This window comes from Gloeobacter kilaueensis JS1 (genome assembly GCF_000484535.1).
GTDB lineage: Bacteria > Cyanobacteriota > Cyanobacteriia > Gloeobacterales > Gloeobacteraceae > Gloeobacter > Gloeobacter kilaueensis.
The window spans coordinates 1,578,599-1,590,560 of the sequence record NC_022600.1; the positions used below are offsets into that span (position 1 = coordinate 1,578,599).

The 11,962-nt window shown below is 61.7% G+C and carries 12 protein-coding genes; 6 read left to right on the forward strand and 6 right to left on the reverse strand.

Annotation, left to right across the window (positions count from 1 at the left end):
- Window positions 1–39 precede the first annotated feature (39 nt).
- Window positions 40–435 (forward strand): MerR family transcriptional regulator, encoded by a 396-nt coding sequence (locus GKIL_RS07520; RefSeq protein WP_023172899.1) that lies wholly within the window; start codon window positions 40–42, stop codon window positions 433–435.
- A gap of 36 nt (window positions 436–471) precedes the next feature.
- Here the strand turns inward: GKIL_RS07520 and GKIL_RS25880 are convergent, their stop codons facing one another.
- From GKIL_RS25880 to GKIL_RS07530, 3 genes are all read right to left on the reverse strand, one after another.
- Window positions 472–810, reverse strand: a complete 339-nt coding sequence (locus tag GKIL_RS25880; RefSeq protein WP_420841393.1) for a type II toxin-antitoxin system RelE/ParE family toxin — start codon at window positions 808–810, stop codon at window positions 472–474.
- Entirely contained in the window at window positions 768–986 is a 219-nt protein-coding gene (locus GKIL_RS07525) for an addiction module protein (protein ID WP_023172901.1), read from the reverse strand. Before GKIL_RS07525 ends, GKIL_RS25880 begins: the two co-directional genes overlap by 43 nt.
- Window positions 987–1,113: 127 nt before the next feature.
- Entirely contained in the window at window positions 1,114–2,094 is a 981-nt protein-coding gene (locus tag GKIL_RS07530; protein WP_023172902.1) for an acetyl-CoA carboxylase carboxyltransferase subunit alpha, read from the reverse strand.
- Window positions 2,095–2,198: 104 nt separating this feature from the next.
- Between GKIL_RS07530 and GKIL_RS07535 the strand changes: the two genes are divergently transcribed.
- Together GKIL_RS07535 and cimA are read left to right on the forward strand one after the other, a co-directional pair.
- Window positions 2,199–3,380, forward strand: a complete 1,182-nt coding sequence (locus GKIL_RS07535; RefSeq protein ID WP_023172903.1) for a glycosyltransferase family 4 protein — start codon at window positions 2,199–2,201, stop codon at window positions 3,378–3,380.
- Between the two features lie 57 nt (window positions 3,381–3,437).
- On the forward strand, window positions 3,438–5,018 hold the full coding sequence (gene cimA / locus GKIL_RS07540; RefSeq protein ID WP_023172905.1) for a citramalate synthase: 1,581 nt from the start codon (window positions 3,438–3,440) through the stop codon (window positions 5,016–5,018).
- On the opposite strand, the gene GKIL_RS07545 is transcribed toward cimA, so the two are convergent.
- The 3 genes from GKIL_RS07545 to GKIL_RS07555 form a co-directional block, all read right to left on the reverse strand.
- Complete coding sequence (locus GKIL_RS07545) at window positions 4,999–5,688, reverse strand: HD domain-containing protein (RefSeq protein ID WP_023172906.1); 690 nt, start codon at window positions 5,686–5,688, stop codon at window positions 4,999–5,001. The two genes, cimA and GKIL_RS07545, sit on opposite strands and share 20 nt — an antisense overlap.
- Before the next feature lie 33 nt (window positions 5,689–5,721).
- On the reverse strand, window positions 5,722–6,105 hold the full coding sequence (locus GKIL_RS07550; RefSeq protein WP_023172907.1) for a four-helix bundle copper-binding protein: 384 nt from the start codon (window positions 6,103–6,105) through the stop codon (window positions 5,722–5,724).
- Window positions 6,106–6,217: 112 nt separating this feature from the next.
- Entirely contained in the window at window positions 6,218–7,300 is a 1,083-nt protein-coding gene (locus tag GKIL_RS07555) for a sensor histidine kinase (RefSeq protein ID WP_023172908.1), read from the reverse strand.
- Window positions 7,301–7,394: 94 nt separating this feature from the next.
- On the opposite strand from GKIL_RS07555, the gene GKIL_RS07560 reads away from it, so the two are divergent.
- From GKIL_RS07560 to GKIL_RS07570, 3 genes are all read left to right on the forward strand, one after another.
- Window positions 7,395–8,921 carry a glycoside hydrolase family 3 protein gene (locus GKIL_RS07560; RefSeq protein WP_023172909.1) on the forward strand — a complete coding sequence of 509 codons (1,527 nt, stop codon included), beginning with the start codon at window positions 7,395–7,397 and terminating at the stop codon, window positions 8,919–8,921.
- 36 nt (window positions 8,922–8,957) lie between these two features.
- Window positions 8,958–9,845: a geranylgeranyl diphosphate synthase CrtE gene (gene crtE / locus GKIL_RS07565; RefSeq protein WP_023172911.1), complete on the forward strand. Its 888-nt coding sequence runs from the start codon at window positions 8,958–8,960 to the stop codon at window positions 9,843–9,845.
- Between the two features lie 180 nt (window positions 9,846–10,025).
- Complete coding sequence (locus GKIL_RS07570; RefSeq protein ID WP_023172912.1) at window positions 10,026–11,864, forward strand: iron uptake porin; 1,839 nt, start codon at window positions 10,026–10,028, stop codon at window positions 11,862–11,864.
- The last annotated feature ends 98 nt before the right edge of the window (window positions 11,865–11,962 follow it).

An 11,962-nucleotide genomic window follows, 5' to 3' on the forward strand; every position in this document is an offset into this window, starting at 1 on the left:
TGTTAGCATAAGCCCGTATGCCAGGTTGGGGCTCAAGTCATGGTTCACTTCGATGATCCCAGAGACCGGCCCGTATATATTATTTCGGTTGCGGCGGAGCTGGTCGGAATGCACCCGCAGACCCTGCGCCAGTACGAGCGTGCGGGGCTGATTCGTCCTTACCGGATGCCGGGCCGTGGCGAGGGCAAAAACGGCAAAGAACGCGAGACGCGGCTCTACTCCGAGCGGGATGTCGAGCAACTGCTCTACATCAAGCGCCTCACCCAGGAGCTGAAGGTCAACCTCGAAGGGGTCAAGCAGATCACGATGCTCAAAGATGAGATCGAGCAGCGCCAGCGCGAACTCGACAAACAGCGCCAGAAGATGCAGCAGGAGATCCACCGCCTGCGCTCTAAAATTGGCCAACTCGAAGTGCAGATGGAGGAGGAGAGTTAGGCTGTTGCATTGCTTCTTTGCACCCTCCCCCATTGCCTATATGCGTTGCTGCCACTGTTTTGGGTCACGTCTGGTATGAAAGCAGGCGATAACCAGCACTATATCGGGTTCGATACAAAAGAACAGGCTATAGGGAAAGGGCCGTAGTAGCGCCCGATGTACGATTTCTTGGAACACGATTGGATAACGCATAGGCTGTGCAGCAATGCTGGCAACAGTGGTATCGACAGTGTTCCGAAACCGTGTACCAAGGCCGGGCAACTGGCTTTCGTACCAGTCTTGGGCTTCGAGTAATTCCTCGACGGCGATTGGTGTAAAAAGAACTGGCTTGCTCAAGGACAGCGCTGTGCCATCAAGGCTTGCAGTTGCTCCCAATTCACAGCTCGCGTGCGGTCTTGCTCAAGCGTGTCCAAACGGCTTGCCAACTCGGTTTGCTGGCTTGCAGGCAAAGGTAGTGCAGTTTCATCGAGACTGTCCCACAACTGTTCGATGAGCGCCAGGCGCTCCTGCGGTGTTAAGCGAGTAATTTCGTCGTGGCTCAATATACTCATGACGGCAACCTGCTAGCTCATCCGCATTATATGCCAGCCGGTGCAGATTTTCCCCTGATTGTAGTTTGCTCGCCGTCTTGGTTGGGTTCACAAGCAGTCGAGTTCAGTTTTTTTGAAGTCATTGAATCTATACTTCCTGAAAGCGGGCGAGGGCGCGGAATTTTTCGTAGCGCTCGGAGCGGAGGGTGGGGCCGTCCAGGGCAACAAGTTCGTTCAGGTGGCGCAGTAAGGCTTCTTTGAGGGAGGCGGCGACGGCCTGGGGGTTGCTGTGGGCACCGCCGGGCGGTTCGGAGACGATCTCGTCGATGATGCCCAGTTGTTTGAGGTCGCGGGCGGTGATCTTGAGGGCGGTGGCAGCCTGCTCGATGTGCTGTTTGTCGCGCCAGAGGATGACCGAGCAACTGTCGGGGGCGATGACGGAGTAGACGGCGTATTCGAGCATCAGCATCCGGTTGCCGACGCCGATGGCGATCGCTCCGCCGGAACCGCCCTCGCCGATGACGGCGCAGAGAATTGGCACTTCGTAGCTGAACATCTGCTGCAGGTTGCGGGCGATCGCCTCGCCCTGGCCGCGCTGCTCAGCCTCGACTCCGGCGTGGGCACCGGCGGTGTCGATGAGGGCGATAATCGGTAGTCCGAAGCGGTTGGCGTGGTCCATCAGCCGCAGCGCCTTGCGGTAGCCCTCCGGGTGGGGGCAACCAAAGTTGCGCTGGATGTTGTCCTTGGTGTCGCGGCCCTTCTGGTGGCCGAGGATGACCACTGGCCGGTCGCCCAGGCGGGCGAGGCCGCCCACCAGCGCCAGATCGTCGCCAAAAAGCCGGTCGCCGTGCAGTTCGATCCAGTCCTCGCACATCAGTTGAATGTAATCGAGGGTGCTGGGCCGCTTGGGGTTGCGGGCCACTTTTAAGACCTCTGCCGGGGTGAGGTTGGCGTAGAGGTCGCGCTGCAGTTCGGCCAATCGCGCCTCCAGTTCGCCGAGCTTGTCTGAGACATCGACGTTGTTCTCAGCGGCGAGGCGGCGGATCTGGGCGATGCGCTCCTGCAATTCGCGAATCTCGCGCTCGAAGTCGATGCTGGGCGTAGGTGGAGCTGTCCGAGCCTGGGTCATCTCAAGTACCGACGGGTTGCCCTATCCTACCAGTTCGCACCCCTCAGCCGGTGGCGAGCACAGTATGCTGGATCTGACGCAGTTGCCGCTGAGTGTTTGTACGCATGAAGATCCTTGCCCTGGCATGGGAATTTCCGCCGCGCATCGTCGGGGGAATTGCCCGCCACGTCGCCGAACTGTATCCCGAAATTGTCCGTCTGGGCCACGAAGTTCACCTGATCACCGTCGAATTTGGTCAGGCTCCGGGCTATGAAGTGGTCGAAGGTATTTTTGTCCATCGGGTGCCGGTCGGTCCAGCCAACGATTTCTTTCACTGGATCGTGCTGATGAACGAGGCGATGGGCAACCGGGGCGGCAAGCTGCTCCTCGAAGATGGCCCCTTCGATATTCTCCACGCCCACGACTGGCTGGTGCAGGATGCCGGGACCGCCCTCAAGCACAACTTTCGCGTACCGCTGGTCTCGACCGTCCACGCCACCGAGTACGGGCGCTACAACGGCATCTGGACCGACACCCAGCGCTATATTCACCTCAAAGAATTTTCACTGGTCTTCGAGTCGTGGCGGACGATCGTCTGCACCGAGTACATGCGGGGCGAACTGCAGCGCGCCTTCGGCTGCCCCTGGGACAAGCTCGATGTCCTTCCCAACGGCATCAAGGCGGCCAAAAAAGAGCGCAATGACTTCGACCGACTGGGGTTCCGCCGCCGCTTTGCCTACGATCACGAGAAGATCGTCTACTACGTCGGGCGGATGGCCCACGAAAAGGGCGTGCAGTTTTTGATCGAGGCGATGCCCAGAGTGCTCTGGGAGTACCCCGACGCCAAATTTGTGATTATCGGCGGCGGCAACATCGATCATCTCAAGCGGCGGGTGGGCGAGATGGGCCTCTGGAACAAGTGCTACTTCACTGGCTTTATGCCCGACGACGACCTCGACCGCTTTCAGCAGGTGGCCGACTGCGCCGTTTTCCCGAGTCTGTACGAGCCTTTTGGCATCGTCGCCCTCGAAAGCTTTGCTGCTGGGGTGCCGGTGGTCGTCTCCGACACCGGCGGCCTGCCGGAGGTGGTCAACCACACCAGGACAGGAGTGGTGACCTACACCGGCAACCCCGAGTCCCTCGCCTGGGGGATTCTGGAGGTGATTCGCAATCCTGGCTATGCCCAGTGGCTCAAAGACAACGCCCGCGAGGCGGCCAGGAGCCGCTTCAACTGGGAGGGGATCGCCCGCGCCACCGTGGGTGTCTACGCCAGGGTGGCCTACGAGCGCGAACATTCGCCCTGGTAGAGGCAGCTGGAGTGTCACCGCGTATACTGAAGTCTCCGCAGCCTCAATCGCTATTCAGTGGAACGCATCTATCTCTACGACACCACCCTGCGCGACGGTGCGCAGCGCGAGGGGATCAGCTTCTCCGTCGAGGACAAGCTGCGCGTCGCCCATAAACTCGACGATCTGGGCGTGGCGTTTATCGAAGGCGGTTGGCCGGGGGCGAACCCCAAGGACGACCTGTTTTTTGAGCGCCTGCGGGGCGAATCTTTTAAGCACAGCGCCGTCGCCGCTTTTTGCTCGACCCGGCGGCCTGGCCTGCGGGCGGAGGCGGACGAGGGGCTGAAGAAAGTCCTTGCCGCCGGGACAGAGTGGGTGACGACTTTTGGCAAGTGCTGGGATCTGCACGTTCACGCAGGTCTGCGCACCAGCTTAGAAGAAAATCTGGCGATGATCGAAGAGACGGTCGCCTTCTTGCGTTTTTCGGGGCGGCGGGTGATCTTTGACTGCGAGCACTGGTTCGACGGCTTTGCCAAAAACCCGGACTATGCCCTGGCCAGCCTGCAGGCAGCGGCCAGAGCCGGGGCGGAGTGGCTCGTGCTCTGCGACACCAACGGCGGAATGTTGCCCAAGCAGATCCGCGAGAGCGTGGGGGCCGTCCGTGCTTTTTGTGAGGCGCAGGATCTGGCGGCGGGGCTGGGCATCCACACCCACAACGACTCGGAGACAGCAGTCGCCAACGCCCTCGCGGCTGTCGAACTGGGAGCGCGCATGGTCCACGGCACGATCAACGGCTACGGCGAGCGCTGCGGCAACGCCAACCTCTGCGCGCTGTTGCCGAATCTGCAGCTCAAGATGGGCTACGAACTGGTGAGCCCCGATCAGCTGGGTTGTCTGACGGAGGTGGCCCATTTTGTGAGCGAAGTGGCCAACCTCGCCCCCAACGACCACGCCGCCTACGTCGGAGCGAGTGCGTTTGCCCACAAGGGCGGCATCCACGTCAGCGCCGTACAGCGCAATCCCCAGACCTACGAGCACATCGTGCCTGAGAGCGTCGGCAACCGCCGCCGCATTCTCGTCTCCGATCAGGCGGGCCTCAGCAATATCCTGCACAAACTGGCGGATCTGGGCTTTCGATTTGAGCGCCACGACCCGGCGGTGGCCCATATCCTTCAGCAGATCAAGCAACTCGAAGCAGAAGGCTACCAGTTCGAGGCAGCTGAGGCGAGCTTCGAGCTGCTGGTGCGCGAGTGCCTGAAGGTGCGGGAACCGTTTTTTACCCTCGAAGGGCTCTACACCGCCTGCCAGACTTTTCCGGACCAGTCGGTGCGCTCGGAAGCGACGGTACGGGTACGGGTGGGCCGTGCCCTCCAGCACACCGCCGCCGACGGCAATGGCCCGGTTTCAGCGCTCGATGCCGCCCTGCGCAAGGCGCTGGTCGGCTTTTATCCCCAGGTGGCCTCAATGCACCTGGTCGATTACAAAGTGCGCATCCTCGAGGGCAACCTCGGCACCTCGGCGCTGACCCGCGTGCTGGTCGAATCGAGCGACGGCACCGGGCGCTGGACGACGATCGGTGTCTCGCCCAATATCATCGAGGCAAGTTGCCGGGCGGTGATCGAAGGGCTGGAGTACGGCCTCAGCCGAGGGCGGCGATAGCCGCTTTCAAGTCTGCGATGTGGGCTTCGAGGTTGGTGCGCGCCTGCTTTTCGCGCTTCTCGCGGTAGAGGGCCGTTGCATAGAGATGGGGACGAGCGAGAAAGCGCTCGATAATCTCCAGGCGAGCCGGATAGAAAACCCGATCGGCAATCGCAGCGTATTCGCGGCGGATCGCCGCCGAGTGGATACGAAAGACAGGAAGTGGGCCTGACATTGAGCCCAGGTCGATGTCGCAGACGACAGCAGCGAGTGGATCGCGATTTTCTGTGCGGTGGTCGGTAGCGACAATCAGCGCTTCGATCCGCTCACAGATAGCAGCAGAAACGCCCAGTCCTAAAAGGGCCGCTCGCGCAGCAACGGCACTCGCACCCTCGTTGTCGGGGCGGTTCACATCGTAGATGCAGTCGTGGTAGGCGAGGGCCAGAACCACGAGCGCCCATCCCGGCTGGAGCAGGTCGAAGGCCGGAACTTCCGCAAGACAGTCGGCGATATGGGCCAGGTTGTGATAGCTGCGCGGACTGCCCACGAGCGGATCGGCAGGAGTGCGGTAGAACGTGAGGAGCGCCTGCCAGGCCGAAGCCAGCTTATCGGCAGGTGGGCTGGCTCCCAGAGCGCCCACGGCGGCCTGAAAGGTGCTCTGCAGTTGAGCTATCTGAGCAGGAGTAGCCACCGAGCGAATCCGAACAGCCCTTCCAGTCTCGCATCAGGCGGTCGCACCGAGGGCCGAACCGGCGTAGGTCATCTTCTCGCACGATTCGCTCGCCAGGCGGCAGGCCTTGGCGCAAGCCTGGGCCTGGGGGTCGTCCTTGAGCATCTCACAGGCGGTGGCTGCCCGGTTGCAGGCTTCGGCGCAAAGCGGGCTGACGCGGACATGAAACTCCGACTGACGGCTCATCAAGTTGGCGTGGGTCTGGCAGAGTTCGGCGCAGTCCAGCAACAGGCGCACCTGGGCCAGATCGGCTGCCTCGCCCCCGAGTTCGATGCGGTGCATGGCCGTAGCCAGACACATGTGGTGGGCACTCAAGCAGAGATCGATGCACCGCCACATCTGGTCTTGAACACTGCCGGCGGGCTGGGATCCGTCCATACTCGCTCTCCTTCTGGATTTCTAGAATTCGCCCCCAATCTAGGCTGTGGACATGTCCGGCATCCTCCGCACGTCAGTCGAAAGCTGTCTCTATCGCTGGGCAGAGATGCTTTTAGTTGGGCCGGACCGGTAGCCGGATAGCGAGCCAGGCACCACCGGTCTCGGGATGGTTGCGGGCTTCGACGCTGCCCTTGTGAGCCTCGACAATCTGGCGAACGATCGCAAGCCCCAGGCCGGTACCGCCGGTCTGGCGGGCGCGGGCCGGATCGGCCCGGTAAAAGCGCTCGAAGACCCGGCCTAGATCCTGGACCGGAAAGCCGGGGCCGCTGTCGATGATGTCGAGGTTGACCCAATCTCGCTCGCTGCGGATGTGGACCTCGAAGGACTCGCCCACCGGGCTGTAGCGCACGGCATTGTCGAGCAGATTGAGCAGGGCGCGGTAGAGCCGCTCGCTGTCAGCACTCAGGACGACCTGCGCCGGACTGTCAAGATGCATAGACACTTGACGCTCGCGGGCGAGGGGTTCGAGGGTATCCCAGGTGCGGTTGACCAGACCGACGAGATCGACGTCGTGGCTATAGTTGAGCTTTTCGTGGCCCGCCTGCCACTGGCTGAATTCGAGCAATTCCTGCACGAGTAGATTGAGCCTGTGGACTTCGCCCAAAAGCCGCTCGATCCAGCGCTGCTGGGCGGGATCGACCCGTGGCAACACCATCTCGGCCACCAGCCGGATCGAGGTGAGGGGCGTTTTGAGTTCGTGGGCCGCGTCGCCCACCCAGCGGTCGCGCTGCTCGATGAGCTGGAGGATGCTGCTTTGATCTTCGATAAAAAGCCCGACCTGCCCCCGCCCCAGCGGTACGGCAAGCACGATGAATGCCTGCTGCGCCCCCGTATGGGCCAGGGAGATCCGCGCCTGCTGCACCTTGCCGGCTCTGCGCGCCTGTCGCACCAGCTCGACCAGTTGCCCGTTGACGGCAACAAGGGGGATGCCCACCTCCGCGTCCTTGAGGTGCTTGGCGGCGAGGGCGTTGACTTCGCTGAGCCGGTCAGCGGCATCGACGAGCAAAAAGGCGAGGGGTACGGCCTCTAAGAGCGTGCGGTAAGCAGACTCCCTATCCCTGTAGCGGCGCTGGACATAGCCCACCCCCAGCAGCAAACCGATCGCAACGCCCGCTGCCAACCAGACGACCCACACGGCCTTCTAAAAGTTCCTTGAGAGGGGATACCGCCCCTATTGTGACAACAGCTTCGCCAGGACACAATCGGTAGATTGTGATCGAAAGCAAATTGTGGCCAGACTGCCCTCCGCCGGACAACTGAACCTCAAGCAGGCGGTAGGCCAGCTGCTCGTCGTGCGCACCTCCGGTCTGCTATTGGACCGCCAGCGCCTCTATCCGCACTGGGAACTGACCAGTGCGGCCCTTGAAGAGGCGATCGGCCATTACGGCGTCGGTGGGGTGCTGCTGTTTGGCGGCAGCCTGGGCGATACGTCGATCAAGATTGAGGCGATGCAGCGGCAGGCTGCCGTGCCGCTTCTTGTCGCCGCCGATCTGGAGGCGGGCTGTGGCCAGCACATTGGCGGTGCGACGCGGCTACCGACGGCCCGCGCCATCGGCGAGGCGAACGACCTCGATCTTGCCCGCCGCTGTGGCGAAATCACCGCCCGCGAGGCCCGCGCTGTCGGGATCAACTGGGTTCTCGCCCCCTGCCTTGACCTGCAAAGCAATCCCCGCAACCCGGTGATTGCCCTGCGCGCCTTCGCCGAAAAACCCGAGCAGGTCGCCCGGCTGGGGACCGCCTTCGCCGCCGGCCTGCGTAGCGGCGGGGTACTCTCAGCCGCCAAGCACTTTCCTGGCCACGGCGATGTCGAGGTCGATTCCCATCTGGTGCTGCCGGTGGTGGACCGCGAGCGGGCGCAACTGGAGCGCGAGGACTGGTTGCCTTTTAAAGCAGTGCTGGCAGCCGGCATCGACAGTTTGATCACCGCCCACCTGCGGGTGCTGTCCCTCGATCCTGACCGGCCCGCCACCTTCTCTCGCCGGATCTTAAGTGAGATCGTGCGCGGCGAGTGGGGCTACGAGGGCTTGATCGTCACCGACGCCCTCACCATGGGAGCGGTGGCGGGCTGGCCGGAACCGGCGGTGTGCGCCCTCGAAGCGGGGGCGGATGTGATCTTGATGCCCGAGAGCGTCCCGGTTGCCGTCGATCAGATCTGCGCCGCTCTGCGGCAGGGCCGCCTCAGCGAAGAGCGCCTCTACGCCTCGGTGGCGCGGGTGCTCGCAGCCAAGGCGGGCCTCGGTGCTGCTACTGCTGCCCTCGTCGATCTCGAAGGGCTGGACGGCCCGGCTCTGGAGCGCCAGATTGCCCGGCGGGCGATTGCCGTCGATCGCGACCGGATGGGACTGTTGCCCCTCGATCGCACCTGCCCGGTGCTGCAGATTCTCGTGGTCGATCGCGCCCTGGACGGGTCGGTGCTGCCGGACTCTGTTCTGTTAGATGTGGAGCTGGGCTTTGAAAGCTACTGGCTGGAGGCGGACTGCCCACCGGCTTTCTTGCAGTTTCTCGTCGAGCGGGCTGCTGTGAGCGGGCGCATTCTCGTGCAGGTGCTCACGCCGCTGCGGGCCTACCGGGGCAGCGCCGGTGTCCACGGGGCCGCTGAAACTTTTCTGCGCACCGTTGCCGGGGAGCGGACGATCCTGGCAAGCTTTGGTAACCCCTACCTGGGCCGGGATTTTGAGGCGCTATCGACCGTTGTCAACGCCTTCAACAACAGCCCAGCCAGCCACGCTGCCCTGCTCGAACGCCTCGAAAGCTAGCGTCCGTTACAATTTCTGTGCAACTTGCAGCCAGCCATGACACAGTTCGATCTGACCAGTTATCTTCGCCAGAGCCGGCGGCAGGTAGAAGCCGCCCTCGATCGCTACCTGCCCCTGCAGTACCCCGAAAAACTCTACGAGTCGATGCGCTATTCGCTGTTGGGAGGGGGCAAGCGCCTGCGACCGATTCTCTGCCTGACCACCAACCAGATGTGTGACGGGACATCGGCGATGGCCCTGCCCACCGCCTGTGCGCTGGAGATGGTGCATACCATGTCCCTCATCCACGACGACCTGCCGGCGATGGACGACGACGAGTACCGCCGGGGCCAGAAGACCAATCACATCGTCTTCGGCGAAGACATGGCGATCCTGGCGGGCGACGCGCTATTGGCCTACGCCTTTCAGCTCATCGCCGAGCAGACGGTAGGCGTGAGTCCCGAGCGCGTCGTCCGCGTACTCGGACTGTTGGGCAAAGCGGCGAGCGGAGCCGGGCTGGTGGGCGGGCAAGTTGTCGATCTTGCCTCAGAAGGTCAGGACATTGCGCTTGAGACTCTTGAGTATATTCATATCCATAAAACCGGCGCTCTGCTCGAAGTTTCGGTGATCTCAGGAGCGATCCTGGCTGGAGCGGCGGAGGCAGAAATCGAGCGGCTCACCCGCTACAGCCGCTGTATCGGCCTTGCCTTTCAGATCAAAGACGACCTGCTCGATATCACCGGTACCCAACAGGAACTGGGAAAAACCGCCGGCAAAGATCTGCGCGACCACAAGGCCACTTACCCGAGCCTTTTAGGCTACGAGGGAGCCTGCAAGCGGGCGGAGCAGCTTTTTGAAGAAGCAGTGGCGGAGCTTGCAATCTTTGGTAAACGGGCAGAGCCACTTACCGCCCTGGCAGAATATATCGTCCGCCGCAGCCACTGAGACTGTCGCTGCCGTCCACATTGATTTTGATGAGACAAGTACTGTCTGTCCACCGTAGATGTCGAGAAACCGGCATCTATTGTCTTTGGTGCCTATCAAAAACATGCGCGCCTCATCGCATTTTGTGCGACTATTAGACTTGGAACATGTGTGTGTTCATATGGTTGAGGAGTGCGTGAGATGCGTAACGTGTATGTGAGCTGGGGTCTGGCAGGTGCGCTCGGCCTGCTGGCGGTGATAAGCCAGCCAGCCCAGGCAGAAGTTCCGACTACCAGCGTCAACGACCTGAGCAATCCGTCGCTGTTCACCAAAGATTCGCCTAAGAGTTCACAGGTCAACTCGGTTTCGGAGTTGACCGACGTAGACCCCAACTCCTGGGCTTTCCAGGCGCTCAAGAACGTTGTCGAGCGCTACGGCTGTTTAGAGGGTTATCCCAACAAGACTTACAAGGGCAACCGGCCCTTGTCGCGCTACGAGTTTGCGGCGGGGTTGAATGCTTGTCTTGAGAAGGTCAACGAGCTTATCACCGCTTCGACGAGCAATCTGGCGACCAAAGAAGACTTAGCGGTGCTGCAGCGGCTGGCAGAAGAGTTTCGAAACGAACTGGCGGCGTTGCGGGGCCGGGTAGATTTTCTTGAGGCGAAGACAAAGGAACTGGAGTCGAAGCTATTTAGTACGACGGCGAAGTTGGACGCCGAGGTGATCATGTCCGCCGAGATTCAGGGGGCGGATGTGAATGCGTTCATTCGGGACAGTGCGGGAAACTTGCAGCTGACGGGTGGTGGAGCGAACGTCAACTCGATAGCGCGGACGCGGTTGAACATTCGAGCGAACTCGCTGATAACCCGAGGGGACCAGTTGCGGATTCGTCTGAATGGCCGGACGGGGGATTCGACGCCGTTTACGTCTTCCCAGGGCCGGGTGGCGCGCATTGATTATGCGGGAGCAGCGGGGGACACTTCTCCGACGGGAGTGGCGGCGGTCGATTTTGACAAGGTGTACTACGACTTTCCGCTGTCATTTTTTGGTGGGGTCGATAACGTCCGCATCCGCTTTGGACCCAGAATCGAAAACATCGACCTGCTAGGCCGCAACAAGTACACGGTCAACGAAGCGCAAAACTTCTCCTGGCGCAACTTCCGCAAAGATCCGCTCTTTATTCAGATCCAAGAAAGTTCTCACCCCGGCGTGCACGCCGACATTCGCTTCAGCCGCGACTTTGCCCTGCGCATCTTCTACGCAGCTCGCGACGGTGGCTCGGCGGGCGGTCAGGCGGTCAACGGTCAATTCCCCTACGGTGGTTCGGGCCTGTTCGGCGGCAGCACCCAGATCGCGGCTGAGATTGGCTTCCGGCCTACTCCGTCGATCGACATCGGCCTGGGCTACAGCTATCTCAACGTCTCCTCCGCCGGTGGCAGCAGTGGCTTTATTTTCGGAGACGCCTCGGGGGCAGGTGGCGGCGATGCGCGCCTGCAGTACAACGCGGCCAATGTCTCCAATATTGGCCACAACGTGTTTGCAGCCCACGTCGATTGGGATATTACCCCCGGCATCGCCATCTTTGGCCGCTACAGCTACGATACGGCCAACTTCTATGGCCGCACCGGCAACCCCCTCAACGTCGGCGGTTCGATCGATGCCAACACCTGGATGGCGGGTCTTGCCCTACCGGATCTCTTTGGCAAGGGCAACCTCTTCGAGGCGGCGATCGTACAACCCATCCAGATCTCCAACAACGGCGTCATCGGCTTTGTGACAGGTACGACCAACCCGGCCACAGATCCGCGCTCCAACACGCAGATCTTCCGGGGCAACATCGACCCGCGCACGGGTCTACTTAGCTCCACCGGTCTGCCGTACCTGCGCAACGGCACCGAGTACGACGTATCGGTGGCCTACCGCTACCGGGTCACCGATCGCCTGTCCCTTACTCCGGAGGTTTTGTTCGTCATCAACCCGAACGGCGTGAACCAGCAGGGCATCACCGTCGGCAACCTCAGAGCCACCTTCGAGTTCTAGTTCCAGCCCACTCCAAACCATCCGAGGGTAGCGGGTTCTGGCCCGGTGCTCTCGGATAGTGCAAAACATTCTATGCACCAGCTTCAAAGTATGGCATC

Excerpts from the sequence above, each read along its gene's own strand:
- GKIL_RS07535 (WP_023172903.1), top strand. The coding sequence starts at position 2,199 with ATGAAGATCCTTGCCCTGGCATGGGAATTTCCGCCGCGCATCGTCGGG.
- GKIL_RS07530 (WP_023172902.1), bottom strand. The coding sequence starts at position 2,094 with ATGACCCAGGCTCGGACAGCTCCACCTACGCCCAGCATCGACTTCGAG.
- GKIL_RS07520 (WP_023172899.1), top strand. The coding sequence starts at position 40 with ATGGTTCACTTCGATGATCCCAGAGACCGGCCCGTATATATTATTTCG.
- GKIL_RS07550 (WP_023172907.1), bottom strand. The coding sequence starts at position 6,105 with ATGGACGGATCCCAGCCCGCCGGCAGTGTTCAAGACCAGATGTGGCGG.
- GKIL_RS07525 (WP_023172901.1), bottom strand. The coding sequence starts at position 986 with ATGAGTATATTGAGCCACGACGAAATTACTCGCTTAACACCGCAGGAG.
- crtE (WP_023172911.1), top strand. The coding sequence starts at position 8,958 with ATGACACAGTTCGATCTGACCAGTTATCTTCGCCAGAGCCGGCGGCAG.
- GKIL_RS07570 (WP_023172912.1), top strand. The coding sequence starts at position 10,026 with ATGCGTAACGTGTATGTGAGCTGGGGTCTGGCAGGTGCGCTCGGCCTG.